This window comes from Vibrio agarilyticus (assembly GCF_012641465.1).
Lineage (GTDB): Bacteria > Pseudomonadota > Gammaproteobacteria > Enterobacterales > Vibrionaceae > Vibrio > Vibrio agarilyticus.
In genome coordinates this window covers 1-24,014 of sequence record NZ_JABAIK010000028.1, presented here as the reverse complement: position 1 = coordinate 24,014, position 24,014 = coordinate 1, and the positions used below count along the sequence as shown (strand labels likewise).

Sequence of the window (24,014 nt, the reverse complement as noted above, 5' to 3'; positions counted from 1 at the left end):
TATGGGAAGCATGAATTTTATAGATAGAATCGTTGCTTACCGTGACCCTGAAAAAGGACTGGCGCGCATGCAGGCGAGAAAGAAGCTCAACGCCAGCTATGAAGCGTTAACACCAAAAACAGGCAAGCGACCACCGCGAGAAAAGAAGCTCGCCAAGGAACTTGCAAAAATCAGCCAATTGCCTTTGGCGCAACAAGCCCGATGGTTTGAAGAAAACTACCCGATCATTGCCACGGCATTGGATGAGGTGGTGAAAAATGTCATTGGTGCTGATGGTTTGGTGGTGCAGCCTCAGCCAAAGTTGAAAGATGGCACTGTAGCCACTGATTTTGCAAAGCAGATTCAACGGGCTTATGAGAAGTCTTCACGGCATTGGTGTATGGATGGTCGAACGTCGAGAGCTGACAGTGAGCAGTTGATTTGTCGTGCGATTGTTCGTGATGGTGAAATCTTTTCGCGTATCTACGCCTTTGATGGTCATGAGTATTTAGGTGATGTGCCTTTTGGTATTGAGCCGTTTGAATGTGACCACATCCCCGCCGATCTTTACGACAAGAAAAACAACATCGTTAACGGCTTTAAGCTTGGTGAGTACAACCGCACAAAAGGTTATTACTTTGTGCCGGACTTGACCGCCTTTGCTCAAAAGCCGTTGTTTGTTGAGGTTCAAAACGTACTGCATGCCCGTTGGCAAACGCGCATCGGTGGTTTGCGTGGTATTTCAAAACTCGCCCCTGCATTGCTCAGTATTCACAACTTAAAAGAATATGAAGATGCGGTGCGTCTTGGTCGTTTGGTTGCTGCCAGAATCGTATTGGTTCACAAAAAGGCAGGCGGTCAATATGTACCTGGTCAGGGTGATGATGGTGAAGAAGACGAATACGACGAACCATTGAGCTTTGAATACGGCAACGTATTAGAAGCGAACAAAAATGATGAGTTCCAAACGCTTGAATCGGCTAAAGGGGCTGAAAGTGCTGATGTGTATATGCAGCATCAACAGCGCAATGTCACAGGTACGATTGGCGCGAATAACTCAGCCGTAACAGGGATTTACAACAAGTCGTATTCAGCTCAACGCCAAGAAATGATTGACCGTTGGGCGGGTTACATCATCTTGCGTGCCTTAATGGTTCGCCAGCATGTACGACCTGCTTATGAGGGGTGGCTTAATGCTGCCACGCTAAGCAAAACGCTTGTTCCACCCAAAGACCTTGATTGGTCAACACTGTATGACGCCTCTTTTACTGGTCCGGTCATGCCGTGGATTGACCCATACAAAGAAGCAACCTCAATCAAGATCCTTAAAGATATTGGCATGCTGCCATTGACGCTAGCCCTTGCTCAGCGTGGTTTGGATGTAAGTTCGATTCTTGAGATGTACAAGCAAGAAAAAGACGAAATGGAACGGTTAGAGCTAACCGAGCTGCTTTCGATGGTTGCAGACGAAAACGCAAACAAAACGGATAGCAAAGATGGCAAAAAAGACGAGTAAGTTAAAAGCTCAAGGCTCCCAAAGTTGGTACAAGCTGAAAGCTTCCGCAGAGGGCGTGAAGCTTTTTTTATATGGCTATATCGGCGAGTGGGAAATTTCAGCAAGCACAATGCTGTATGAGCTGAGCAAGCACGATGGCAAAGACCTCACGATTCACTTTCACACCGATGGTGGCGAAGTGGATGAAGGAATGGCGATTTATGCCGCCATTAAAGATTACCCAGGCAAAGTGACGGGCATTGTTGATTCAGTGTGTGCCTCAATAAGCTCCGTGGTGCTCATGGCGTGTGAAGAGCGTTACATTCGCCCAACCGCACGCCTTATGATTCATCAATGCCACGGTGCGGCTTATGGCACGGCTGCAGAAATGCGCGCCCGTGCTGATGAAGCCGAAACCATTAATAACCAAATGATTGAGCTATTCGCCTCAGTATCGGGCAAAACAGAAGACGATATTCGAGCAGATATCGCGGAGTCTGACTGTTGGTTAAGTGCTAGTGAAGCCGTTGAGTATGGGCTTTGTACTGGCATTTACGAGCAGTCAGACAACCCGCTAGAAGCGTCTAATTTCAACGCTCCTAAGCTTAAGCATTTAAAAGCGTTTAACGCTCCTGATTCTCTTGTCGCTATGTGGCAAGACAACGGCGAGGATGGTGAACCCACCGCGCCAGATTCACCAACGGCTGAACCAAGCCAATCCTCTCCTGATAAATTAACCGCAGAGAATGACGACATGCCATACGAAGAGTTTAAGAAACAAGAAAAGCAGCGCAAAACAGGCATCAACCAACTGTTTGCCAAATACCCGAAAGCGAAAAAGCTAAAGGCTGAGTGTTTGGAAGATATGGATTGTGATATTGAAACTGCTCGCGTTAAGTTACTGGCGTTCTTAGAGCCGCAAGGTGATACACCAGAAGGCGGCAACCCACAATCACCAACCCCTGCAGGGCAACAAACGGCACTAACGGCAAGTGCTGCGCAATCTCACCTTAGCAACTACTTTGGTGCTCGCCTTAAAGCGTGCTCATGGGATGACAACAACCCTTACCGTCATATGTCAGCCACCGAAGCCCTGCGCGCTCATGCAGGTTATGTAGGCGATACGGACGCAACGCAGATGAGCAAGAAAAAGCTTGTTGCTCATGCGTTCACCAATAACACCCACTCACTAGGCGATATCATTGAAACGCATGTGGGCGCGTTGATCATTAACGAAGTGGCGAATCTGGAATCATGGCATGCGCCATTGGTGACACGCCAACCAATGAAGTTTGGTACCAATGACATTCTCATCATGAATGATCTTGGTAAGCCTGGTGTGAAAACCGAAGGTGGTAAGTTCACTCAAGTGAAGCTAAAAGCGTCCGGTGATACGGCGGTGCTTTCTACGTTGGGTTATGAAATCCAAGTAAGCCGCGAACTTATCATGAGTGATAAGTTTGATTTCATCACTTCGCAAGTCCAAAAGGCAGTGCGTAACTGTGCTCAAGCTCCTGCAGATTCTTTGATTGCTCTGCTTAAGAACAATCCGAAACTGAAAGATGGCAAAGCGCTATTTAGTAAAGCGTCAGGCAATGAAGTGGACGGTTTGATTGATTCTGCAACGTTAGCGGATATGTCAGGCAAAATGGCAGACGCGCAAACCAGTGAAGGTAACCCGCTTTACCTTAAGCCAGAGGTTTACCTAACGTCGAACCAGCGCGCTAAGAAAGCCAGCGCTCTAATGAAAGCGGAAACCATTAAAGACGAACCAAATGAAGCGTATGAAGCATTCAGCAAGGTTCAAGGTTTGGCTGACCTAGCGGGTATTGATGTGGCGTATGCCTTTGCGCATAACGATCACGTTTCCTTTGTTGAGGGTTACCACGAAGACGCAGACGGCGTACAGGTGGAAACCAAAGAAGATTGGAAATCGGACGGTGCCACTATCCGAATTTACATCGACTCAGTGATCCAGCCTGTGGATCGCAAAGGCGTGATGAAACAAAACATCAAAGCCCCTGCTTAAATCAATCAGGCATAGCGAAAAGGCTATGTATTAAACAACCATGAAACGCCACCGTAACGGGTGGCGTTGTCGTTTCTTCGTTAAAGAGAACTGATTATGCGCTTACTAGCTAACAACGAAAATCTAACCCTTACCGCGCCCACTGGTGGTGTTCAATATGGCATCCCTTTGAAAATGGGTGTGGTGTTGGTTATTCCTGCCATGAATGCTGATGAAGGTCAGCCGTTTACAGGCGAAGTTCAAGGGGTGTTTGTAGACTTCCCGCTCAAAGGTGGCGATACGCCAAGTTATGAAGGTGAATACGCTTACTTTGACCCAACAGCAAAAGAGTTCACCGTGACTAAACCCGCTGCTCCTGATGATAAGCCAATTGGTGCATTCATCACCGAGCATGGTAAACAAGCGTTGTACTTACCTGGCATTTTGTAAGGCAATGGATCATTTAATTGATTCGGCTTTTTCAAAAGAGTGGTTGATAGGCGGGGAAGCAGTTCCCTGCCGTTATCGCTATAAGGACGACACGCACGAACTGAAAAACCACAGCGGGTTGCTCGCTCAAGGTACGCAGTGCGTTCACCCGAACGGCGATAAGTTTGAAGTGATTAACAGCCAGCGTTTTAACACCTCGACCTACTTACACACTTTGCAGCCGCTCAATGACAAGCCCAAAACCGACTGGACGCCACAACGATGAATAATGTGCACCTCACCGTAGAAGATGAACATTGGTTTGATAAAGAGCACGTCAACAAATGTGCATCTGCCGCCCTTAAAGTGGCGCAAAAATGGCTTACCAAGGAATCTATCAAGCGGTTAGGACAAGAGCTGAAGATTCGTTCTAGTGCAGGTCGTCGTCGTGTTAAGTCGGGAAAAGTAAAAGGAAACCAGACCAGCGTTTGGTTTGGTTTGCTTCCGCTCAACGTGGCTTATATTCGGGATTTCAACCAAGTACCCAAAGGGGTGCAATCTGGTGACGCCTTCTACAAGGGGGCGTTTGTTCAGTCCATGAACAACAGCCCTTTGCTTATTTGGAAACGAACCCGCGAAAGACCCACGCAGCCCAAACCAAGGCGAAAGCCTTTACCTAAAGGGCAAACTCGCAAACGTAAATCACCACCCGTTGAAGTGGTGCGAGAAGATATTCATATGGAAACGTCAGAAATCGTCGCTCAATTAGAAGTCGAGCTTCAAGACGTTTACAAAGAGGCGTTTTTAGATGAGCTACATCAATAATTTGGGTGACTATGTTGAGCTGCTTCACTCGCTGCTCAGCAAAGCTGTTGGGGATAACGCCACAGTGCAATATGACGACGAACCCGACAAGCAAGACAAGCCCAAGCCATTTATTAAACTGCCTTTGCCTGAAATTGAAGAGTTCAGTTATTCCGATGATGGACGCCACCAAAACACGCTTAAAGTAACGGTGTTGGTCAAAGTGCCTAAGAATGTATCAAAGCCAAGCGTTGAAGCTGCCAATATTGGCGGTTTTGTGAGTGCCAAAGTAACAGGTCAGTATTTTGTTGACCCCGAACAAATGGGCGAAGACGAAAACGGCGTGAGTCGAGCGCTAAACCCTGATTTTGATTGCGTAGACGAACCCGAAGAAATCCAAGGTTACCCGCTTAAGTGGCACACGAACGATCAAGGTTATGCCATCACGTTCATTCAAACCATTCGCTACGGCAACCTAGAAGATGAAACGTTCTTGCTTAAGTCCATCACAGCCCAAGAGGGTGATAGCGAGGTGCAAATAATCTATGAATCTGACGAAAGCGATTCTTGATCTTACTCAGCGTGTTAATGGTCTTGAGCGTCAACTTAGAAACCTGATCAGATTAGGTCGCGTGAAATCCGTGTCAGGGGTTAAAGCTGTCATTGATTATGCCCCGAACTCAGATGAGGACTACTTATCGCCCCCTATTCAATGGATAGCCTTTGAAGCGGGTGAAGTGATCAAATGGCGTGCGCCTAGTCTCGGTGAGCAAGTGGTGGTGTTGAATCTATCGGGTGGTGTTGATGAAGCGCAAGCAATCGCATTGCCTGCCGCTTATTGCTCTGATTTCTCTCCTGATGACACCGACCCACGAAAAAACATTTTAAGTATTTTAGATGTATTCAAGGTGACGTCAGATTTTGACGGTAACTATTTAGTTGAAGCGGATAGCTCAGTTAAGTTTATAACCCCTGCTTTTCTGGTTGAGGCATCGGATGTGATTTCAATGCAAACCAGTGAGTACAACCGAACGGCAAGCACTGCGAACACCAAAGGCACCCACACCCAAACGGGTGATGTGAAGATCAAGGGCGCACTGGATGTGAGCATGCAAGTGAAAACACCAACCGTAGTGAGTTATTCGCCTGGCGCGTTCTCGCTCTCTGCTAACGGTGCCACGCTTTCCGATGCCACGATAGGCAATGTGAAATTCAGTATTCACCGCCACAAAGTGAACAACGAAGGTCAGCCAACAGAAACCCCGATTGAGTAAGAGGTCAGCATGCAGCAAGGTATTGACCCCAACACGGGGCTAACGGTGACGGGCGGCAAGCAAGCTGCTTGCCGTTTGGCGAAAGCTATCACTACTCAAATAGGTTCAAGAGAAAAGCGCCGCAACGTGGGTGGCGAGTATCGCAAGCTTATGGGATTGGCGAATGAGCAAAACCGCATGAAATCCATTAACCGTATTCACCGAATCATTGCGAACCCTGCCAACGATTTATCTGACATTGTGAACCCAATTGTCGATATACGGATACACGGCACAGGTTTTCGCACCCAAATTCACTACACGTATGACGGACAAAAAGAGGTGCTAGAGTTATGAGTGCGGTGAAAGTCCCTGATATTTTGACCGTTGAGCCATTCGAAGTGATGCGCGAGCGGTTTATTAATGATTTCTTCTATCCGCATGCGGTGAAAGAAGTTGGCGAAGAAATGGCACAGTTACTTACTACGGGCTTACGCAGCCCCAATGAGTCAGCCGCTTTGCTGTTAGATTCAATGATTCTGTTTCGACAGCAAGAAACCCGCAACGACAACTACAAGTACCTGCAGAACTTTTCAGAAACCGCCACGGATTCTGAAATGATAGATTTGGTGGTCTCTCGCTTAGGTCTGACACGTCAAGTGATACAACCCGCCGATAACACAGTATTTCCACCGATTCCGGCAGTGATGGAATCTGACGCCTCGTTATTACTTCGTTACAGCTTAGCCCCCTATGGCTTGGCAACCACGGGAACGAGAACCGGCTATAAGTTCCACGCCATGACATTGGGCGAGCGACCTTTAATCACTGTGTATCGCGAATCGGAAAACGTCATAATTCAACGCTTTGAATTTACATCAACGGAAGGGGTAACCCGCCCGAAAGATGCCGAAGCTAGAATGGTGACGCCAAACTCAGGTGAAGTGCAAATTCGTGTGCTTTCTCCAATCGGCGATGGTTCAGCAAGCCAAGCTTTGCAAGATGCAGTGTTGGCATACTGCAGCCGCCCAGATGTAGCTCAAGAGTCCGATCATATCACCACAGTAAGTGCTGATATTAATCCCTATTCAATAGCGATTGATGCTTGGGAAGAAACCGCCCCAACGCGATTGATAGACCGAGAGGGCTTGAATAAAGCGCTCAACGATTACGCCGAAGAACAACACAAATTGGGTGGAACCATCCAGCGCTCACGCATTGATCAAATTGCTCACAACCACAACGCCACACGGTTGAATATTCTCAGTCCTGCAAGCGATGTGGCATGCGATTGGTTTGAAGCGCCATATTGTCAGGGGGTGACCGTGAATGTCAGAATCAATTGATAAAGACACCCTCTTACCTGACAACCGAACCACGTTCGAGCGCAGCTACGAAGAAGGCTCGAAAGCGCTCGTTAAGAGCGAGGATGTGTTAGCCACCATTAATGACCCAATGACGACCACTCAGGAGTTACTACCCTTGATGGCGTCAGAACGTGGCGTTAACGATTGGTTTTTTAGTGATAGCGAGGCTGAAAAACGCGCCATTACTAACGTGTCTTATTCCGTCCATCAAGCCAGTGGTACCAATGCAGGCATAGCGCAGGCATTAGATGCGGTGGACTACACCGCGCAAATCACCCATTGGAAGCAAGTTGATGGCGGCTTGCCTTATACGGTCTATGTGTTGGCGTGGGGTAAGAGTAATCAAACTGTCACCCAAGAGCGTGCGAACCGACTTATAGAGCGTTTGAATCATGTTAAGTCGGAAAGGGACACAATAGAGCTGGCATTAGCGTTTGGTGTGTATCAGTCCTTTGAAATGAAAGCGGCAGGTGCGCCAAGCGTCAGCATTCAACACGCTAAAGCGAAAGCCGATCTTTGGCAGTTAGACGTCAAAGGTAGCGCCGCATTAGGTATGGGACATGCAACCCCTGTCACCATTCACCCAATGTCAGTGAAAGCAGAGCTAAATCAAACCGAGTTGAGCGGGAAAGTTCATCTAGGTTCAGCGGTTAGCCCTCACCCAATATCAGTAACTCATATCTACACAACAGCGAGAACGCCATGACCCTAGCCGTAACGATTACCGAGCAAGGCTTAGCGGAGTGTATTAGCGCCAAAGAAGAAGGTATTCAAGCCTGGATAAAATGGATATCTGCAGGTGACCGAGCGTACACCCCAAGCCCGACACAAAAAACGCTGCAGAATGAAAAGCAGCGTGTTGAAATTTCAGAATACAAGGACACGGGCGCAACGTCGCTACAGTGCACAGCGAAGTTCTCAGGTGATGATGAGTATGCCATTCGTGAGATTGGTATCTGGTTATCTACAGGTACCTTGCTAGGCGTGATATCAGCCCCGAACACGACGCTAAACTACAAAGCAGCAAAAGCGCACGTAGTGATTCTGTTCACAATGGATTTATCTGCTCTTCCGACTGACTCGCTTGAAGTGGTTGTGGGTGTGGAGAACATCAACATTCTGATTGATACCGAAATGATGAAAGATGCGGTTGCGTTCATTCGCTCGCAAGTAGTCCAAACTAAACAGTCGCACATGCTAATGCAACAAGCAGAGCGACTACGACAATTGGAGACAAATTAATGTCCGAAATTTTGAATGAATTGCAAGAAGTGAAAAAAGCTTCTCAAGAACAAACTGCAGCGAGTCAAGCTCAAACCGCCGAAGTCTCAGCAAAGATGGGTGAAATAGATAAAAAGGTGGATGACGGTATCAAAGAAGTTACAGATGCCTCTCTTGCTGCATTGCAATCACTGCCCTTTTTTACCGTAAACGCAAATAATAACTTTATGAAATACATAACAACAAGTGGAGGTAATCCGTCTCCATATAAAGGTGGTTGGGGTAATGGGTTAGATGGCAAGTTTGAAACGGAAATTATCCCTGTTACTTCGGGAGTTGATCCAGAGTCCAGGCATGAAATCGCCAAGGAACTTATGGACTTTATGGGATTAGGGTCAAACACTAGGAATTTTTCAGGTTCATTTAATATTTTACGGATAAAGAATGTTAGTGGCTTGTCGTCTTTTCCTACTTTTGCATTTCATATTCCATGGCAGCACATTAAAGCAAATAACTGGACATATATGGTTTATTGTCGTGGTGTTGGTTTTACCAGCGGTCCAAATGAAACTTATAACGGTTCAAATCAAAATGATTGGCGATTATACCGTCGTGTTTATTCTCAGAATGAGCAAGCGGTAGGTAACTATGTAAACGTGGATATGTGGTGTGGTCAGTCTGATGCTGAGATCTGGTTGGCTTTGCCAAGTATTATCCCCGGCATTTATCCACAAGGTCGAAAATTACCAAATTTATTTAACGTGACAAGCATGGCGTTGGATGAGCATTGGAATAACTATGACGCCCTTCACAATGAGACAGACGGAGTTTGGAACCCTGTCGCTCAAGTTATTCCATCTAGTTAATAGGAGTGTAATGTGTCAGATTTAAATATACCCCAAGAGCTACAAGGAACGTATATCACCACATCAAAAGGTGTTGAAAAATACGAAGTGGTTGCAGCTCGTAATTATTGTCGTAATCACATTGTTAAATTCTACAATGAATCTGAGCAGCTTAACGTTCTAATGAGCGCTAATTCTGATGAGATTAAAAAAATGAATGACTTTATAGTTTCCTGTCGTGCGTGGTCAAACATGGAAAGTCCAACTATAGAAGGTTTATTGGCTATCACTCCTTAAGTGCTACGTTGGTTACTATGAAATAGAACCCGTTTCGAAATTACTTAACTTCTAGCCCTGCCATTTGTGCAGGGCTTTTTATTTGGAGCGTATGCCAATGGCAAACACCAAAGCGTCAAATTCAGACGCAACAACCCAAGCGCAGGTAACGGACAACCCGAATGCCCCGCGAGAGTACGTGATGCTCAAAGAAAAACGCATCCTCAAACGTTGGCGTGAGAAAGGAGAATCTATCACCTTGACGCCATCCCAAGCTGAGTACCACCTCAGAAACAAAAACCTCGAATTGAAAAAAGAGAGTAAGTAATGGCAACGACCACAACACAAAACCATAACGGTATCTCATTAGAAGTGAGTGAACCGCTAGGCGTCATGGGCGGGGTAGATAATCAGCTTGGTGGTTTGATTGGTATTGCACCAAACAAAGATCCAAGCGTGGCTTATGGCGAACCAATTAAGCTATACACTCCTGCAGATTTGGTACTAATCGACACCACCGAAACCCCATCGGGCGTGCTTTATTTTAGTGCTAAATACTTCCTTGAAGTCGCTAAGGTGCCTTGTTACGTCATTATCGAACAAGAAGGTGCTGACGATGACGCCACCAAAGCCAAGATTGTGGGCGGTGTTTCTCCATCTGGACGATTGACAGGCATTGCAGCCTTTGCTGCTTGCCAAGAAGCCCCAACCAACGTTGCGGCACCGGGCTTTCACGGCATTGAGATCGCCAATGCACTAGCGGCACTCGCTGACCAAACCTATTGTGAAGGCTGGACGGATGCTCCTGATACCAACACCGTAGACGCGAAGACTTACGCAGAGCTTTTAGGGGCGGTTCATAAGCGCGTATGGTGCCCAGATGTTAGTGGTGAGCGTTGGTCTCACACTATTCCACCGTCAGTGATTGGTATGGCAGCTCGCTGCAGTGTGAAGCCATCTCAAACCCCGAACGGCGCACCAACCCCACTAGATGATATCGCTCGCATTGTTGGCTACCGTGTCAACGATAAGAACAGTGAAGCGGTAGACCTCAACAAAAAAGGCGTATCGGTTACTATCCGCGACCCGAACGGCGGTTTGATGTTCTTAGGTACTCGTACTGCAGATGGTAGCTTTGGCAACATTATTGGTATTGAAAACCAATTGTGCCGTGAGCTTATCAAGTCTCACCGTGACACGATGGAATACAACCTTGATTTCGATTTCTTCAAGCAGCGCATTGCTCAGTTAAGTAACTGGCTGTCTAGTCTGCAGGCTGATGGTGAAATCATCGGTGCACGCTGTTATCTCCATGCGACCCGCAACAATCTGCAACGCTACAAAAATGGTGAGTGGGTATTGGTGATTGATTGGGGTGCGTACCGTCCAAACGAGCACTCAATCATTGAGCTAAATCAGAGCGATGAAATCCTGCAGGTTTACATCGATGACGCAATCAAAACATTCAGCTAATAAGGTGAACTATGTCTAACCGAGTTACTCACGCCAGAAAGCTAACGCTACCTGGCGGCATTAAGATCACCAACAACATGGATGAGTTTACCCCGCCTAAATACACCAAGGTGTACGCTGATGTACCTGGTGCGTTTATGGGTAAGAAAGTGTGTGTTGGTTATGAAGCTTCTGAATGGTCGGTGACCATTAAAGGCGAAATGGCGTCTGTTGCGAAAGGCGCGCTTAAAGATGGTGATAAGACCGTGATCATCTACAACGAAAACGGCATGAACAAGCATCAACGTTTTGATGCAGAGCACACCATGACAGGTGAAGTGAGCATGGAATACTCATCTAACAAGATGCGTGAGCAGCAAACTTTGACCCTGACAGGGCAGATCACCAAGCACCTTTGGGTAGATAACGGTGTAACTATCACTGACGTGGATATTGATAACGGTAAGTACAATATCGGCGGTGAGCAGTTTAACGTTTAATTCATCCATTTTAGCAAGTTAAGGTCGTCAAATGTGGCGACCTTTTTTTATTCCTATTTCTTGGGGGCATCATGAGCCAAGCCGAATACCTAGAGCGTCCGTTCACGCTATTAAAGCCAATTGAAAGTATCAACCAAGTCACGGTTAAACCAATGAGCCGTGAATCAAGCATGGATGTTGAGCCAAAAGGTGACACGTTCACACAAGAAGAAAAAGAAGCCTTGGTGATGGCATCAACAGGACTCAACCAAGATGAGTTGGATTCTCTATCAAGCCCTGATTGGCTTGCGCTTTACGAAGCTTCCTATGATTTCTATCGCCAAACGGGTTACCAGTTGGCAAATGTGGAACAAGACGACACCGCAAAAGAAGTGACGTTGTATTTTACTGGTGAGCGTAAAGTTAGCTTTGAGTTCCCAACGCTCAAACTTTCCAAAATGGCAAATAAGATCAGCGATGATATTAAACGCGCTTGTTTCATTGTTGCCAACCTTACCGAACTGGAAGAAGACGAGATCATGAGCTTGCCTTTGCCCGACTACCGCAGCCTTGTAAATGCTGCCACCAATTTTTTAACCAAACCAGCGGCTTACTTTCAGTAGAGAGCGTTGAAACCATTTTAGATGTTGTGCCACTGGCGGGGTATTCCGCTAGTGATGCACTGGAATGGACAACGGAAATTGCCTTGCGACGTTACGAGCTAGCTTTAGCTCAATTAGGGGTTAAACGTGGATAAGAAAATACAACTTGGAATTACCACGGATGCCACGCAAGCGGTCGCTGGAATAGAGAAAGTAGAAAAGGCGCAACGTGGGCTAATCGATACCACTGAGAAAGCGCAGAAAGAACTCAGAGCCGCAAAGAAAACGGCAGGGGATGTGAGGCAGTATGAAACTTTAACCTCTGCGCTTAAGGTCACTCAAGAGCAAACCGCCCACACCCAAGCGGCGTTGTCTGCTTTATCTGCCAAGCAGCAACAGCACATCAAGCTCACTGATGCTGAAACGGTATCACTGAAAACCAACCAAAATACCGTTGCCTCACTCAACGCCAAGAAAGCCAAAGGCATTGACTTAACCACGGTAGAGCAAAATAAGCTCATTCGTTCTCAGTCGATTGTCGATAAGTTAACGAAGAAGAAAAACGAGCATTACAAGCTCACCAAAAAAGAACAAGCCGAGTTAGAGCGACTCACTAAAAGCGTGTCGAATTTAAACGCCAAGGAGAAAAATCAAACTCGTCAACTTGGTGCGTTGAATGACAAATTAAAGTCAGCAGGCATTAGCACGAAAGACCTGGCGAAAGCCAAAGATATTGCTAATCGCCGCGCTGAAAAATCTGCTCAGTTGCTTGAGCGTGAAAACAGGCTATTGGCTCGTTCTAATCAACTGCAGCAGCGAAAGAAAGAAGCCTTAGCCTCTATGCCTAGTGCAAGCACTGCCGCAGTGGGTATCACAGCCGCAGGCGTATTGGCGGGGCGTGAGTCCATGCACAATGAAGCCTCATTTGTGGATGTGGCGAAGACCTTAGATTTTGGTGATCAAGGCTACCGCAGTGAAGATGCGCAAAAGTTACGCCGTGAGCTGAATAACCTTGCTGTTGAAATGGCAGGGGTTAACGACACAGACGTAATGAAAATTGCGGCAGGCGGTGCAAATGGTGGTATTGCCAAGGAAGATTTAGCCGCTTATACCCGTGACACTATCATGACCGCCACCGCGTGGGATATGACGGCAGATGAAGCCGCACAAAAGGGTATGGCACTGCGCAACTCGCTCGGCTATGAGCAAGGTGAAGCAGGACAAAAGCAGTTCATGCGAATGGCAAACATGATCAATGATGTTGCCAACCAAAACGGCGGTGTGTCGGGTAATGATTTGCTTGGAGTGATGAGCCGAACAGGTGCGCTCATGACGAACTCAGGCTTTACCGAAGCGCAAGCGCTTGGCTTGTCCGGTTCGCTCCTGTCAAAAGGTGCGAGTGCCGAAGAAGCCGCGACAGCCGCTAAAAACATCTCTTCCGCTTTAACAGCAGGGTTCTCTGCCACAGGTAGCCAAGAAGAAATTTTCAACATGCTTGGCACTGATGCTCAATCAGTTGCGCTAGGCATGCAAGAAGACGCAATGGGTACCTTGCTGGATGTGCTTGAAGGTATCAAAGAGCTGAATAAAGAAGACCAATCCGCAGCGATTAAATCTCTGTTTGGTGATGAAGCTAACCCGCACATTCAAAAGCTGCTCAAAGATACTGAGCGGCTCACCAAAATTCAGAATGAAGCCGCGAAAGCGAGTAATACCTCTGTTAAGGACGAATACACATCCATTGCAAGTACCAACCTATCAGGGGCAGAGCGTGCCGCTGATGCGTTCGGTAACCTTGCCACTGTAGTGGGTGACAAGCTTTGGCCTGCTTTCAATGCAATATTAGATCCTATTGTTGATCTCACGATAGCCACAACCGATTGGGTAGCAGAGGCGGGGATTGCCGCTGATGTTGTTCTAGGGCTGGGTGCTGCCGTGGTCGCAGGGGTAGCCGCTTACAAGGTTTATCAAGGCGTCAAATTCGCTACAAACATTGCCAGTATTGCCAAAGAAACATTGGCACTTAAAAGCCAACAATCAGCCACAGACAAAGCCACTACAGCCGCCAATCGTCATGCTGCCGCGATGGAACGTCAAGCGAGAGCCACCCGTGGTGCTCGTGTAGGCGAAACAGGAAGCACAGTAAGAACGAGAGGTGAAGCCAAAACAAGGCGCTCACCGTCACGGCGTCGAAGAGGTCGCAAGCGTGGTTTAGTTGGTTTGGGTATGGATCTCTTTAGTGGGGCAACGGACTTTATTTCCGGTGCAGCACCTAAAGGTATGAGTCTTTCCGGAAGAGCCAAGGGCAACATTCTAAAAACGGGTGCAGGGCTATTGGCTGGCGGTGCCGCTTTGCCTGCCTTTGCTGCCGATGGTCTAAACCAAGCCGCTCAAATCACAGGTACCGTGGGCGATACGTTGGAGGGGTTGCACGTTGAGAAGTTCGCCAAGGTGGCGGGGTTCCTTCGCCCTCTTACCGTAGGCTTAGATGCGGTGAGCGTAGCCACCAATTTAGCCAAAGGGGATACCGCTGCAGCCGTAGAAAGTGGCGGTGGATTACTTGGTGGTCTAGGTGGTGCAGCAGCAGGTGCCGCGATAGGAACGGCAATCTTACCTGGTATCGGTACCGCCATTGGTGCAGGCATTGGCGGCATGTTGGGTGATTCTGCAGGTGAGAGCATTGCTTCAACCGTATTTGGTTGGTTCTCCAAAGAAGAACTCCCTAACAAAACCGAAGAAATCAAAACCGCACAAATCCAAAAAGTAGAGCAAGCGCAAAAGCCAAACATTACTTTTTCACCAGTGGTGCAGGTAACCGGTGCGCAAGCGCCAGAACAAACCGCTGCTTTAACGATGGAAACAGTACAACAAGCTTTAGCGCAGTTTGCGCGTGAACACGGTTTGGATTCTGAAAACCTAACTCAAGACTTTGAACATTCATTGGTGAGCTAATGCAGCACTTAGCACTAAACGATCATGTTTTTAGCGTAGTGAAAGGCAACCCGTTAGAAGATCATACCTATGACACTTCCGGCGGGTGGTCAGATTTCGACGCGATAGACAGCCCACGACAAGACCCGACCTCAAACCCTTTGGATAACTGGACGCTTAATGTTGTGGCGTTCAAAGGGGATGGCGAAGCCGAAGCCGAAGCGTTACGAACAATGGCGAAAGCACATGAAATCGTCATGGTTACGGATGGTAAAGGGCGAAGTTGGGGACGCTTTACCCTTCGTAACGTGAAAACCAGTTACACCAAAATCATTGAGAAAGGGCAAGCCCAAGTCGTCAAGATAACGCTCACGCTTAAGGAGTATCGCCAGAAAGATGAAAACCCAAGCCAAGCCCAACGAAACGGTTAATACGTTGCTTTATCGGGTGTTTGGTGTGGATTCCGATGAGCTGGAAGAGCAGTTTTACCGCCTGAACCCGACCCAAACCACCCCATTTTTACAACCTGGTCAAATGGTGGAGTTACCAACCTTGGGTAGCGACTCTGATTCGACAACACAAAATGAAATCCCTGTATGGACGTAATCAGCATCAAAGGGGCGGGAGCTGCCGAGCTAAAGCCTCTGCTTACCAATTGGTCATTGACAGATAGTGAGGGGATGCAAGCGGATAGGCTAACGCTCACCTTTAGTGGCAGTGAGTCTCAAGATCATATTCCTGCCAGTGGGACAGAGTGGAGCGTTACCGTTGATGGTGAGCATAGAGGTGTGTTTCAAATCTCTGCCATCTCTGAGCAGTTACACCCTGCCAAGCTTGTAGTGCAGCTCACCCCCGCCAAGTTCAGTGTGGAGGATAAAAGCGGCTTTAAAGAACCAAGGCGGCGAACTTTTCCACCTGCCACTGTGTTGGATGTGGTCAAAGCTGTGATGGAGCCGCACGGCTATGAGGTGCGTGTCAGCCCCGAACTTGCCAGCAAGCCAACCGACCACTTAAACCAGAACGAAGAAACCGACTCTGCCTTTATTGCTCGTTTAGCGTCAAAACATGACGCAATCGCAAAGCCTATCGATCACATGTACGTGTTTGGTAAGCGTGGCAGTCTTTCAACGTTATCCGGTAACGCTCAGCGTTCCGTCACTATCAACCTGCAGGACGTGCAAAAAAACACTGCCAAGATAGCCCACCCAAGCAATGTTCGATTTAAAGGCATTAAAGCGGAATGGCAAACGCCTGAAACTGGCAACAGTGGCACTGAGATCATCGGCACAGAGCCTTATTACCGAATTAGAGAGGTATTCAAAAACGCCGATGAGGCGACTCAACGAGCAGAAGCGAAGCTAGCCGAGTTCAACCGCAAGGGGCAAAAGTTCACTGCCACCTTGAACGGTAAGCAAGGCTTGTTTGCTGAATCTGTTATGAACTTGGAAGGGTTCCACTCTCCCCGTTCTAAGGGGAATTGGTCGATTGAAACCGTCACCCTATCAGGAACCCGCACCGCTTACACCATTCAAGTAGAAGCAACCCGCCCTACTTAATCATTTAGAGAGAGTCTATGAAGTATCCGCAGGCTTATTTGATCGCCTTTGAGCGAGTGATTGGTCACGAAGGTAAATATCAAAACTTATACGATGACCGTGGAAACTGGACAACGGGAGTTGTGGGTAAAGGTGAACGCAAAGGCACGAAGTTTGGTATCGCTGCCATGACTTACCCCGACCTCAATATTAAGCAACTCACCATCGAGCAAGCTAAAGAGATTTATTACCGTGACTTTTGGCTCAAGCTAGGTGGAGAAGCATTCCATAAAGCGGTGATGTATCAGCTATTCGACGCTTCGATTAATCACGGCTCTTGGCGTGCGATTCGCTTCTTACAGCGTGCTGTTGGCGCTAAAGACGATGGCTATTACGGCAAGAAAACCGAGGCAGCAGTCAAAGCCTCTGATCACAATGATGTGCTTTTAAAGTTCCTAGCAGAGCGCTTGGACTTTATGAACGACATTAAAGCGTGGTCTCAGTTCTCACGGGGTTGGTCGCAACGAATTGCGGAAAACCTCCGTTTAGCAGCAATTGATAACTAATGTATATCGTTGGTGATATACATTTATTTTGGGGTGGCGTTAGCTGCCCTTTTTTATTGGAGAAACAACAACATGAAATACATTTTTGCTTTAGTGTTCGCACTGTTTTCTAGCTTGGCATTGGCAGAAGTTGCCCCATTAACCCCAGAAGAAGCAGGTTTGATTCTTGGGGCGATCAAGTGGGTTGCAGGTGAATACTACGCCATTGTGATGCTTGTCTTCTTAGCGCTTGGTTTTGTTTGGGCGCAGGTTCGCCAGTTCATTAAACCGGAAACAATGGCAAAAGCCCCTGATTGGTTGATCTCTATTTTAGAGAGCATTGCAGCCAACCGTGGACACGCTAAGAACGAACTGGATAAGAACCCGATTCACTTTAAACGGATGCAGTAAATGCCCTATCTCAAAATCTTGTTAGGGGTGCTGAAAATCGCCCCTTATATCGCAGACGGCTACCGAAAGTGGCAAGCCGTTAGAGCGCAAAAGAAGAAGCAACAGCAGGTGAAAAACATCAATGAAACCCCGAATGAAACTTTTGCTGATGAGTTCGGTGCTGCTTCTGGCAGCGTGCAGCTCAGCGACCCCAAGCCCAACAAGCTGCCCTCCGACACCAATAAATCTTGAGTGGTATGAAGTCGAAGGTAGCAACGGGGTTTACTTACCCGAACGCAGCTTTAAGAACTTGCAGCTTTACCTGCTTGACCTCAAGCAATGTGCCACTACTTCCCAGGCTTTCAAACCTCCGTCAAAGTCTGACGGCATGCGAGCCTTAGTCAAACAGTCCGTGGCTAAGGCTAATTTAGTCTTAGAGCCTGACATTTATCAAACCTACATTACTACCACTGCCTTTATTCCTCCTTAGCTTGCTAAGGGGGAACCCCTTTCCTTATGCCGCCTCTGGCAATCTATCCCCTTAGATATCCCCCGAAATTGTGAATAACCAAAACGTTACCCTTATCTCATTTTTACCTATATTAAACCTTAATCATTGTAACAATGAATTAGGTGTTGTATTGTCTTAATCATTGTAGCAATGATTAAGGAATTATGGACGCAAGCAATCATCGTTTCAGCGAAATTCAGAAAGAGATTTTACTAAGGCTGGCTCATGCCTTTATGCGTGGGAATAAGCAAGCGAAATCAACGGTTTTGAACGCCGCAGTGAATAGAATGCTGAATAAAGAAGTTCACCCCAACAACTTCCGCAGTTCATGTAAAACGCTCGAAGAGCGAGGTTTGATCATGAGAAGAAAAGTTGATTTGGATTGGTATATCAATATTAGCCCTCAAGGCTTTGAGAAAGCTCTTGAGTGGATTGAGAACAAATAAGGGAAACAAGATGAACGAATCATACATTCAAGCAGTGCTAACGGATTATCTAGGAACGCTAGCCACACAATTGCCGCAATACAACCAAACACAGCAGCAGGAGATACTTGATTCAATCCGCGCATTGGTCATGAATCCCAAGCCTATTGCTTATGGTCGTCCTCAAGAAGAAGTGTTGGCAGATATTCGAGAGCAAATAGAAGATGGCGGTAGAGCTGCGCTGTTCTTTCAAACTGCCTTTGCTAACTGGTACCGACGAACAGAAGAGCCGCGAGTGGCTCACTTGCATGAATACATTAACTTGGACTTAAGCAATCGTCACTTGTTCAATGAAATGATGTCACTTCGTGATTCTGGTCGTTTTGATGACGAATCCCTGTATCAGTTTGAACAATACTGTTTAGAGAAGATGGGTGAGTAACCACTACATATTGAAAGCCGGTACTCATCACCAATACAAGATATAGATAAAACAAAACCCCGTTAGTCGCCAAACTAGAACGGGGTTTGCAATCACAATTACCCTAAAGCCGATCAAAACTAAGAGGGAATAACTATGACTCAAGCTAGTCTAACGAATTACGCTCGCCTGAACAACGAACTTAAACAATTACCTCGTCACCTGGTGTGGCAGTTCTGCAGAGAGAATGGCTTTCATTCATGGCTCTGCAACGCCAATGAGAACCCTAAATATAAAAAATACCAACTAAATGGAGCAGCTTAATATGATTCAGATGGATATAGAGCAGTCTCAAGTGACTAAATTAGTGCTATCAAACTTAGAGCGATTAGACCCTATTACGGTTTTCTTGGAAGACTTAGCCCCAAGAAAAGGCAAGATCACTATTGAGTGCTTTGGTAAATCTTGGTCAAGCTATTGGGGTGGAATGGGCGAACGTTCGATTGCTGAGTTCTTTGTTTCATGTGATAACCACTACTTAGCCAAAAATTTAAGCTCGATACCAAGCGATATTGATGATTATGAAGAGTTCGTGAATGTTCTCAAGAGAGCTGTTCTAAAGGAGCGTCGAGCGGGTGAATTAGATCAGGACAAAGCGAGAGATTACTTTGATGAAATCGAAAGTGCTGAAAGCAATCTAAATGATGATGATGGGTTGGCGTGGTGCAAAATGAACTACGACTTGTTGTTAGAAATTCTTGGTGAGGATTGGTGGTATGAAATCCCCAAGAAAGCTAATTCAGATTACAAATATTTATGCAACATAATCGATGTTGTGCGTGATGGATTACGTCAAATGGCAAAGCCTAAAGTAGCTTAAGCCTGTGCAGGCAATTTCATCATAAGAGTTGAGGTTTTAAGGGTTTTATACCAATTCGATAATCATCACTTATCCACAGCCACTTATCCACAAAAAACAGAAAGGCTAAGTTGTCAGAAATCGACGCTTAGCCTTTCTTTTTACATCAAGCTGCCAAAGTTGCCGCCGCTTGGTGCACATTAGGTACAATATGTTAAATAGAGCCAGATTCACTCAAATTCTTTAAGGCTCTCTCAATCTTCCTTTCTATTTCGATGAACAGGCTCACCAAGTGCTGTTGTTCCCAGTTCGTTGCCGCCTCACTTCCGCAAGCCGCCAACCCCTTTGCTGATTCAAGCAGTTCTAAATTTTCCTCTGTTTTCATTTTGCCACCTCAATAGGTGGTTCATTACCCCATGCTAATGCAGGTTGCTTCTCTCCTTGGAGGGCTACTCTTATTGATTTGTAAAATGATAAAGTTATCATTTGTAGTTTTGCATAATGAGATTCTAATATAAGGTTAAGTGGGGTCATTGTTTATAGCCTAGTCGTTGTTTTATGTATTCGCTTTATTTATTAAATAGTTAGCATATAAAGCAACGAGAATCATAACCGTAATTAATTTGGGGTAAATACTCGAAACTTGGCTGGTCTCTTTCTTGCTCATTTAGAGATTAACCAATCACATCAAGGTTGACACATGTCGCATCATGAATTGATGGTCGTGATAAAAAGAAGACGAGAACGCGACCAATTAACGCAACTGGATGTGGCTAGGGGTATCGGCATAAGTAGGCGTCACTATGTGCGCTGCGAGTCCGGTAAGGCTGAGTTAAAGCTGTCACAGTTTGTGGCTGCTATGAAGTTTTTAAATATTACATACATGGACTTAGCGCTAGATATGCTCAATTTAGTGCCAGTGACGGCGTGGGATGTTGCGGCGGCAGCGAGAACGCTTACTGCCGCCTCTCGTAAGTCGTTGATAGAGTTTCTTATGAGGAATTACGAAGATAGCAAAAAGGGCGGCTAGTGCCACCCTTGTATATTACCAATAATATACATTACCTTTGAGAGCGAGCCATAGAGAGCTTTGCCTCTCGTATTGCTTCTACCTTTTCCTCGTCGCTAAGCTTTTCATAGGCGCGTAACGCTGCGCGCATTTGAGTGTTATTGCTCAGGTCGTCTTTGCCACCAAGGCGATCATAGAAAAGCTCTGTCCCTGCTATTCTTTTCGCCGCATCGGTCATGATGCTTTTCTCTTCGTTACTAATCCTAAACGGTACCGCAGCAAGCTTGGTGGTTGGCGTTACTCCAAAGGTTTCATTCCTGGTCGGCTTAGGTTCAGCCGCTTTCTCTTCTTTCTTTGCTAGTCGCTCAAGGCTTTTTAGTTTCGCTTTTTCTGCAGGTTTAAGATCGCGGGTAGGTTTGGCTTTTAATTCTGCTAGTAGCGTCAGTTCTTCGTTAGTCATTGATAATCTCCGCTGCTAGGCTGCTGTAGTAGCGAGCTGCCACATGTCCTTTACTGAACACGGAAAGGGGCAAGTGTTCGCGTTCTGCATCGTCGAAAACTGACCTATCCATGATTTTGGTTTTGGCTACCTTGTTCGCCCAACGTTCGCTTGTGTAGCTCTCACCGTACTCATTTTTACGTTTTTTGCGGTTGTCGATCTTCACAGGTAGGACGGTGTAGTTAATTTCGTCTTCTTCAACAAAGAGTACATCTTGAATGTGCGTAAGTAGTTTCTCAATGCCGTCAATAGAGTGTTCGCTGTAATCCGTAGGGAAAAGGAATCGCGTAGCGGCGTTGATTGCATTCAATCCTAAAACGCTTGTGCCTGGTTGCGTGTCGATCACGATGTAATCAAATGGCTCGCTTATCTTTTGGAGCTGCAGTTTAAGTCGCTCTTCTCGCTTTGGTGCAGAGAATAAATCCATATCTAACTTCGTCATGGCATCATCAAAGCGAGCAGGAATGATAAATAGATTGTCTTGAACTGCGCCATTAACAAGAGCGGGGTAGATAGCTTGGTTAATGTCAAATTTTCTATCAAGAAGCACATCCCCAAGATAGTGAGGGGTTTCGTCTTCTAAGTAAAATTTGGTGGTATCGCCTTGACCGTCAAAGTCGATGATAAGGGTACGCTTGCCTTTCTTGCTTAGCTCGTAGCTAAGGTTTACAGCGGTAGTGGTTTTGGTTACGCCACCCTTACCGTTGCCTACAGTAATGATTTGAGTCATGTCTATGCCTTATTTTCAGTGGTGCTGAATAGGCAATATAACTCAGTTAGTTGCCGATGTATATTATTAGTAATATACATTTATTCTTTGTTTGTGATTTCTGCCTGATTGATGTGCTTTTGGCACTCTCTGCCGAGGCGCTCTATAACCTGAAAGCAGAGCGCTAAAGTGGCTTGGTCTATCTGTTCGGCTGCTTCTCCCGCAGCGGTTGCAACGGCAGTAAGTTGCTGTGCTTTAACTTCTGCGCACTGCAAGTGCTCGTTCGCATCGTAATTCATCGGTACCTCTGGAAAGAACAGTATTAATACTGTATATTTAACCAGTGTTATTCATTCATTTCCATAAAAAATTGCAGAAACATCAATAACAAATGAAAGATCGTTTATTTGCCGATCAGCCAAGGCGATCAGTGCCTTAAGGTTGTTTTTGATGGTTTTTGTCATTGTCAGTTTGCTGTATAACTCAATATTGAGTCTTTATGTGATGCGGCGGCGATTTTGGGGTAAGATCGTTTACTCAAAAGGTGCTGTACATAAGGCGTGAAATCAGATAGCAATTGCTCTCAATCCCCCTAAACGCTAATATATAACCATCCGAGACGCTTTTAGTAGGGCGTTCAACAAATGTAGGGTTTTTAGTTTCCCCTTATTTTGAATCGGTCAGCTGTGCCAGGTGGTGCTGAACAGCGAACAAATTGACGAAAAAGCCTCGCCTTATCCGCGGGGCTTTTTTGTATCTGTTACCTAAGCAGTGATCTAGTGCTTGATCTTTCTTGGGGTTATCGGATATAGTTTCTTTTGTCGGCTACCAACCGACTAACTACGACTACTACTAACAATTAGAAACTAACTTATGAAACTTACTGCCAGTGTAAGTGTGTCGATTTTAGACGCGCTCACTACCAAACCCAAAGACCACCAATGTGGCACCTCACCTTCTCGTTATAAGACGATTTCTTGTAATGACCTCAATCTATTTCGTTGTTTTAGCGTTGCAATAGCTACCGCTTGGCGTTCTTGCGTCTGCGTAATCTCAACGCGCACGAATACTTCACATCAGCAGTGAAGGTTTTCTTGTGGGCGCTTTTTGAGCACTCACAAGAAAGCCTTCACTGAATCAAAAATAATTCTGGGTTTAACAAGCACTCATTACCCATTTAAATAAAGTGCACATTCAGTGACTCTAGCGTTACGGGCGGTTACAGAGACAGGTGGACGCTAGGGACAAACAGAACAACCAAACACAGTCCGAGGGTTGCTAGCGGTTGGTGCGAATCACAGAGAGCGTATGTTGGGGAAACCCTCGCGTGAAACTCTGGCGAGAGGCATAGAGCGAGTATTCTCCTCCTCTATTGATTTGCGGTACGTGGCTAGGAAGGGAGTTGTAGAAGCTTGCGCGGCTGGCAAGTGGAGACTCTAAACACGTACAGGTAGAGAGAGACTACGCACTGGATGATTCCTTTTCGACCCGACGGGCGTAATGGACATTTAAGGAAAACCATTACCTGCGCAGTGAGCTAATAGAAGCCTGCGTGGGTAAGGGTTAATTTTACCTAAAATCAAGCCTTTCTCACCTCTGAGCGTAGCAATTCACCCCTTAACCTCAATCGCTTATCTCTAATTAGGAGCTTTAATCGGTGAAAACTTATTCAAAAAACTGAATAGGAAAATTCTATAACAACGGTCGAGTGCTGGAGTTAAATCAAGGAGCGAGCCAAAGCGAGTGAACGATTTAGCTACAGTGCTGACCCGACAAGCGATAGCGCGTCAGTTGGTAGTGAGGAGTTATCCATTAGGGGGGTTGGCTTTGTGGTTTGTTTGCTATCAGCGTCTTGAGGCGTTCGCTTAAGGTGCCTTTATAGAGGGGTTCATTGAGCGTTAAACTCTTTAAAATCAATAGTTTATAATGGCTTTCTCGATTTAGTGGTATAATTATTAAGCAAATTAAAC

32 protein-coding genes are annotated in these 24,014 nt (G+C 46.3%); 28 read left to right on the top strand and 4 right to left on the bottom strand.

Annotated features, from left to right (window positions below):
* The first annotated feature begins 1 nt into the window (after window position 1).
* The 27 genes from HGP28_RS18005 to HGP28_RS17875 all read left to right on the top strand — a co-directional run bounded on the left by HGP28_RS18005 (window position 2) and on the right by HGP28_RS17875 (window position 19,848).
* Window positions 2-1,495: a phage portal protein gene (locus HGP28_RS18005; protein WP_138222976.1), complete on the top strand. Its 1,494-nt coding sequence runs from the start codon at window positions 2-4 to the stop codon at window positions 1,493-1,495.
* Window positions 1,476-3,503: a head maturation protease, ClpP-related gene (locus HGP28_RS18000; protein ID WP_168837838.1), complete on the top strand. Its 2,028-nt coding sequence runs from the start codon at window positions 1,476-1,478 to the stop codon at window positions 3,501-3,503. Before HGP28_RS18005 ends, HGP28_RS18000 begins: the two co-directional genes overlap by 20 nt.
* A 96-nt stretch (window positions 3,504-3,599) precedes the next feature.
* Entirely contained in the window at window positions 3,600-3,932 is a 333-nt protein-coding gene (locus tag HGP28_RS17995) for a DUF2190 family protein (protein WP_168837837.1), read from the top strand.
* A gap of 4 nt (window positions 3,933-3,936) precedes the next feature.
* Entirely contained in the window at window positions 3,937-4,197 is a 261-nt protein-coding gene (locus HGP28_RS17990) for a hypothetical protein (RefSeq protein ID WP_138223010.1), read from the top strand.
* Entirely contained in the window at window positions 4,194-4,736 is a 543-nt protein-coding gene (locus HGP28_RS17985; RefSeq protein ID WP_168837836.1) for a hypothetical protein, read from the top strand. The genes HGP28_RS17990 and HGP28_RS17985 overlap by 4 nt, the downstream gene beginning before the upstream one ends.
* A complete protein-coding gene (locus HGP28_RS17980; protein ID WP_168837835.1) occupies window positions 4,720-5,286 on the top strand; it encodes a hypothetical protein in 567 nt (188 codons plus the stop codon). Before HGP28_RS17985 ends, HGP28_RS17980 begins: the two co-directional genes overlap by 17 nt.
* Complete coding sequence (locus HGP28_RS17975) at window positions 5,261-5,989, top strand: phage baseplate assembly protein V (protein ID WP_168837834.1); 729 nt, start codon at window positions 5,261-5,263, stop codon at window positions 5,987-5,989. Before HGP28_RS17980 ends, HGP28_RS17975 begins: the two co-directional genes overlap by 26 nt.
* 9 nt (window positions 5,990-5,998) lie before the next feature.
* The gene (locus tag HGP28_RS17970; protein WP_168837833.1) at window positions 5,999-6,325 is read left to right on the top strand and encodes a hypothetical protein; all 327 of its coding nucleotides are present in this window, start codon (window positions 5,999-6,001) and stop codon (window positions 6,323-6,325) included.
* A complete protein-coding gene (locus HGP28_RS17965; RefSeq protein ID WP_168837832.1) occupies window positions 6,322-7,314 on the top strand; it encodes a baseplate J/gp47 family protein in 993 nt (330 codons plus the stop codon). Before HGP28_RS17970 ends, HGP28_RS17965 begins: the two co-directional genes overlap by 4 nt.
* On the top strand, window positions 7,298-8,041 hold the full coding sequence (locus HGP28_RS17960) for a phage tail protein I (protein ID WP_168837831.1): 744 nt from the start codon (window positions 7,298-7,300) through the stop codon (window positions 8,039-8,041). Before HGP28_RS17965 ends, HGP28_RS17960 begins: the two co-directional genes overlap by 17 nt.
* Complete coding sequence (locus HGP28_RS17955) at window positions 8,038-8,577, top strand: phage tail-collar fiber domain-containing protein (RefSeq protein ID WP_168837830.1); 540 nt, start codon at window positions 8,038-8,040, stop codon at window positions 8,575-8,577. Before HGP28_RS17960 ends, HGP28_RS17955 begins: the two co-directional genes overlap by 4 nt.
* Window positions 8,577-9,422 (top strand): hypothetical protein, encoded by an 846-nt coding sequence (locus HGP28_RS17950; RefSeq protein ID WP_168837829.1) that lies wholly within the window; start codon window positions 8,577-8,579, stop codon window positions 9,420-9,422. The genes HGP28_RS17955 and HGP28_RS17950 overlap by 1 nt, the downstream gene beginning before the upstream one ends.
* Before the next feature lie 12 nt (window positions 9,423-9,434).
* The gene (locus tag HGP28_RS17945) at window positions 9,435-9,698 is read left to right on the top strand and encodes a hypothetical protein (protein WP_168837828.1); all 264 of its coding nucleotides are present in this window, start codon (window positions 9,435-9,437) and stop codon (window positions 9,696-9,698) included.
* A 97-nt stretch (window positions 9,699-9,795) separates the two neighbouring features.
* Entirely contained in the window at window positions 9,796-10,005 is a 210-nt protein-coding gene (locus HGP28_RS17940; protein ID WP_138223002.1) for a hypothetical protein, read from the top strand.
* The gene (locus HGP28_RS17935) at window positions 10,005-11,150 is read left to right on the top strand and encodes a phage tail sheath protein (protein WP_168837827.1); all 1,146 of its coding nucleotides are present in this window, start codon (window positions 10,005-10,007) and stop codon (window positions 11,148-11,150) included. Before HGP28_RS17940 ends, HGP28_RS17935 begins: the two co-directional genes overlap by 1 nt.
* A gap of 11 nt (window positions 11,151-11,161) precedes the next feature.
* On the top strand, window positions 11,162-11,629 hold the full coding sequence (locus HGP28_RS17930) for a phage major tail tube protein (RefSeq protein WP_168837826.1): 468 nt from the start codon (window positions 11,162-11,164) through the stop codon (window positions 11,627-11,629).
* Window positions 11,630-11,700: 71 nt separating this feature from the next.
* Window positions 11,701-12,231: a hypothetical protein gene (locus HGP28_RS17925; protein ID WP_138223000.1), complete on the top strand. Its 531-nt coding sequence runs from the start codon at window positions 11,701-11,703 to the stop codon at window positions 12,229-12,231.
* A gap of 126 nt (window positions 12,232-12,357) precedes the next feature.
* On the top strand, window positions 12,358-15,162 hold the full coding sequence (locus HGP28_RS17920; protein WP_168837825.1) for a phage tail tape measure protein: 2,805 nt from the start codon (window positions 12,358-12,360) through the stop codon (window positions 15,160-15,162).
* A complete protein-coding gene (locus tag HGP28_RS17915) occupies window positions 15,162-15,572 on the top strand; it encodes a phage tail protein (RefSeq protein WP_168837824.1) in 411 nt (136 codons plus the stop codon). Before HGP28_RS17920 ends, HGP28_RS17915 begins: the two co-directional genes overlap by 1 nt.
* Window positions 15,538-15,747, top strand: a complete 210-nt coding sequence (locus tag HGP28_RS17910) for a tail protein X (protein ID WP_103176227.1) — start codon at window positions 15,538-15,540, stop codon at window positions 15,745-15,747. Before HGP28_RS17915 ends, HGP28_RS17910 begins: the two co-directional genes overlap by 35 nt.
* Window positions 15,738-16,697, top strand: a complete 960-nt coding sequence (locus tag HGP28_RS17905; RefSeq protein WP_168837823.1) for a contractile injection system protein, VgrG/Pvc8 family — start codon at window positions 15,738-15,740, stop codon at window positions 16,695-16,697. Before HGP28_RS17910 ends, HGP28_RS17905 begins: the two co-directional genes overlap by 10 nt.
* Window positions 16,698-16,714: 17 nt before the next feature.
* Window positions 16,715-17,242, top strand: a complete 528-nt coding sequence (locus tag HGP28_RS17900; RefSeq protein ID WP_168837822.1) for a glycoside hydrolase family 108 protein — start codon at window positions 16,715-16,717, stop codon at window positions 17,240-17,242.
* A 72-nt stretch (window positions 17,243-17,314) separates the two neighbouring features.
* On the top strand, window positions 17,315-17,632 hold the full coding sequence (locus HGP28_RS17895) for a hypothetical protein (protein ID WP_130194980.1): 318 nt from the start codon (window positions 17,315-17,317) through the stop codon (window positions 17,630-17,632).
* Window positions 17,633-17,863: a hypothetical protein gene (locus tag HGP28_RS17890; protein ID WP_103176223.1), complete on the top strand. Its 231-nt coding sequence runs from the start codon at window positions 17,633-17,635 to the stop codon at window positions 17,861-17,863.
* Between the two features lie 423 nt (window positions 17,864-18,286).
* On the top strand, window positions 18,287-18,568 hold the full coding sequence (locus HGP28_RS17885; RefSeq protein ID WP_130198019.1) for a hypothetical protein: 282 nt from the start codon (window positions 18,287-18,289) through the stop codon (window positions 18,566-18,568).
* A gap of 10 nt (window positions 18,569-18,578) precedes the next feature.
* Window positions 18,579-18,989, top strand: a complete 411-nt coding sequence (locus tag HGP28_RS17880) for a hypothetical protein (RefSeq protein WP_168837821.1) — start codon at window positions 18,579-18,581, stop codon at window positions 18,987-18,989.
* 304 nt (window positions 18,990-19,293) lie between these two features.
* A complete protein-coding gene (locus HGP28_RS17875; RefSeq protein ID WP_168837820.1) occupies window positions 19,294-19,848 on the top strand; it encodes a phiTE_072 family protein in 555 nt (184 codons plus the stop codon).
* 193 nt (window positions 19,849-20,041) lie between these two features.
* On the opposite strand, the gene HGP28_RS17870 is transcribed toward HGP28_RS17875, so the two are convergent.
* The gene (locus HGP28_RS17870) at window positions 20,042-20,212 is read right to left on the bottom strand and encodes a hypothetical protein (RefSeq protein WP_168837819.1); all 171 of its coding nucleotides are present in this window, start codon (window positions 20,210-20,212) and stop codon (window positions 20,042-20,044) included.
* A 315-nt stretch (window positions 20,213-20,527) separates the two neighbouring features.
* Here HGP28_RS17870 and HGP28_RS19390 point away from each other — a divergent pair, with 315 nt between their 5' ends.
* Window positions 20,528-20,857, top strand: a complete 330-nt coding sequence (locus HGP28_RS19390; protein ID WP_130194984.1) for a helix-turn-helix domain-containing protein — start codon at window positions 20,528-20,530, stop codon at window positions 20,855-20,857.
* Between the two features lie 31 nt (window positions 20,858-20,888).
* On the opposite strand, the gene HGP28_RS17860 is transcribed toward HGP28_RS19390, so the two are convergent.
* From HGP28_RS17860 to HGP28_RS17850, 3 genes are all read right to left on the bottom strand, one after another.
* Window positions 20,889-21,296 carry a hypothetical protein gene (locus HGP28_RS17860; protein WP_168837818.1) on the bottom strand — a complete coding sequence of 136 codons (408 nt, stop codon included), beginning with the start codon at window positions 21,294-21,296 and terminating at the stop codon, window positions 20,889-20,891.
* The gene (locus HGP28_RS17855) at window positions 21,289-22,065 is read right to left on the bottom strand and encodes a ParA family protein (protein ID WP_138222990.1); all 777 of its coding nucleotides are present in this window, start codon (window positions 22,063-22,065) and stop codon (window positions 21,289-21,291) included. Before HGP28_RS17855 ends, HGP28_RS17860 begins: the two co-directional genes overlap by 8 nt.
* A gap of 80 nt (window positions 22,066-22,145) precedes the next feature.
* Complete coding sequence (locus HGP28_RS17850) at window positions 22,146-22,343, bottom strand: hypothetical protein (RefSeq protein ID WP_103176263.1); 198 nt, start codon at window positions 22,341-22,343, stop codon at window positions 22,146-22,148.
* Between the last annotated feature and the right edge of the window lie 1,671 nt (window positions 22,344-24,014).

Coding starts and splice junctions, on each gene's coding strand:
- HGP28_RS18005 (WP_138222976.1), top strand. CDS start 2: ATGGGAAGCATGAATTTTATAGATAGAATCGTTGCTTACCGTGACCCT.
- HGP28_RS18000 (WP_168837838.1), top strand. CDS start 1,476: ATGGCAAAAAAGACGAGTAAGTTAAAAGCTCAAGGCTCCCAAAGTTGG.
- HGP28_RS17995 (WP_168837837.1), top strand. CDS start 3,600: ATGCGCTTACTAGCTAACAACGAAAATCTAACCCTTACCGCGCCCACT.
- HGP28_RS17990 (WP_138223010.1), top strand. CDS start 3,937: ATGGATCATTTAATTGATTCGGCTTTTTCAAAAGAGTGGTTGATAGGC.
- HGP28_RS17985 (WP_168837836.1), top strand. CDS start 4,194: ATGAATAATGTGCACCTCACCGTAGAAGATGAACATTGGTTTGATAAA.
- HGP28_RS17980 (WP_168837835.1), top strand. CDS start 4,720: ATGAGCTACATCAATAATTTGGGTGACTATGTTGAGCTGCTTCACTCG.
- HGP28_RS17975 (WP_168837834.1), top strand. CDS start 5,261: ATGAATCTGACGAAAGCGATTCTTGATCTTACTCAGCGTGTTAATGGT.
- HGP28_RS17970 (WP_168837833.1), top strand. CDS start 5,999: ATGCAGCAAGGTATTGACCCCAACACGGGGCTAACGGTGACGGGCGGC.
- HGP28_RS17965 (WP_168837832.1), top strand. CDS start 6,322: ATGAGTGCGGTGAAAGTCCCTGATATTTTGACCGTTGAGCCATTCGAA.
- HGP28_RS17960 (WP_168837831.1), top strand. CDS start 7,298: ATGTCAGAATCAATTGATAAAGACACCCTCTTACCTGACAACCGAACC.
- HGP28_RS17955 (WP_168837830.1), top strand. CDS start 8,038: ATGACCCTAGCCGTAACGATTACCGAGCAAGGCTTAGCGGAGTGTATT.
- HGP28_RS17950 (WP_168837829.1), top strand. CDS start 8,577: ATGTCCGAAATTTTGAATGAATTGCAAGAAGTGAAAAAAGCTTCTCAA.
- HGP28_RS17940 (WP_138223002.1), top strand. CDS start 9,796: ATGGCAAACACCAAAGCGTCAAATTCAGACGCAACAACCCAAGCGCAG.
- HGP28_RS17935 (WP_168837827.1), top strand. CDS start 10,005: ATGGCAACGACCACAACACAAAACCATAACGGTATCTCATTAGAAGTG.
- HGP28_RS17930 (WP_168837826.1), top strand. CDS start 11,162: ATGTCTAACCGAGTTACTCACGCCAGAAAGCTAACGCTACCTGGCGGC.
- HGP28_RS17925 (WP_138223000.1), top strand. CDS start 11,701: ATGAGCCAAGCCGAATACCTAGAGCGTCCGTTCACGCTATTAAAGCCA.
- HGP28_RS17915 (WP_168837824.1), top strand. CDS start 15,162: ATGCAGCACTTAGCACTAAACGATCATGTTTTTAGCGTAGTGAAAGGC.
- HGP28_RS17910 (WP_103176227.1), top strand. CDS start 15,538: ATGAAAACCCAAGCCAAGCCCAACGAAACGGTTAATACGTTGCTTTAT.
- HGP28_RS17905 (WP_168837823.1), top strand. CDS start 15,738: ATGGACGTAATCAGCATCAAAGGGGCGGGAGCTGCCGAGCTAAAGCCT.
- HGP28_RS17900 (WP_168837822.1), top strand. CDS start 16,715: ATGAAGTATCCGCAGGCTTATTTGATCGCCTTTGAGCGAGTGATTGGT.
- HGP28_RS17895 (WP_130194980.1), top strand. CDS start 17,315: ATGAAATACATTTTTGCTTTAGTGTTCGCACTGTTTTCTAGCTTGGCA.
- HGP28_RS17890 (WP_103176223.1), top strand. CDS start 17,633: ATGCCCTATCTCAAAATCTTGTTAGGGGTGCTGAAAATCGCCCCTTAT.
- HGP28_RS17885 (WP_130198019.1), top strand. CDS start 18,287: ATGGACGCAAGCAATCATCGTTTCAGCGAAATTCAGAAAGAGATTTTA.
- HGP28_RS17880 (WP_168837821.1), top strand. CDS start 18,579: ATGAACGAATCATACATTCAAGCAGTGCTAACGGATTATCTAGGAACG.
- HGP28_RS17875 (WP_168837820.1), top strand. CDS start 19,294: ATGATTCAGATGGATATAGAGCAGTCTCAAGTGACTAAATTAGTGCTA.
- HGP28_RS17870 (WP_168837819.1), bottom strand. CDS start 20,212: ATGAAAACAGAGGAAAATTTAGAACTGCTTGAATCAGCAAAGGGGTTG.
- HGP28_RS19390 (WP_130194984.1), top strand. CDS start 20,528: ATGTCGCATCATGAATTGATGGTCGTGATAAAAAGAAGACGAGAACGC.
- HGP28_RS17860 (WP_168837818.1), bottom strand. CDS start 21,296: ATGACTAACGAAGAACTGACGCTACTAGCAGAATTAAAAGCCAAACCT.
- HGP28_RS17855 (WP_138222990.1), bottom strand. CDS start 22,065: ATGACTCAAATCATTACTGTAGGCAACGGTAAGGGTGGCGTAACCAAA.
- HGP28_RS17850 (WP_103176263.1), bottom strand. CDS start 22,343: ATGAATTACGATGCGAACGAGCACTTGCAGTGCGCAGAAGTTAAAGCA.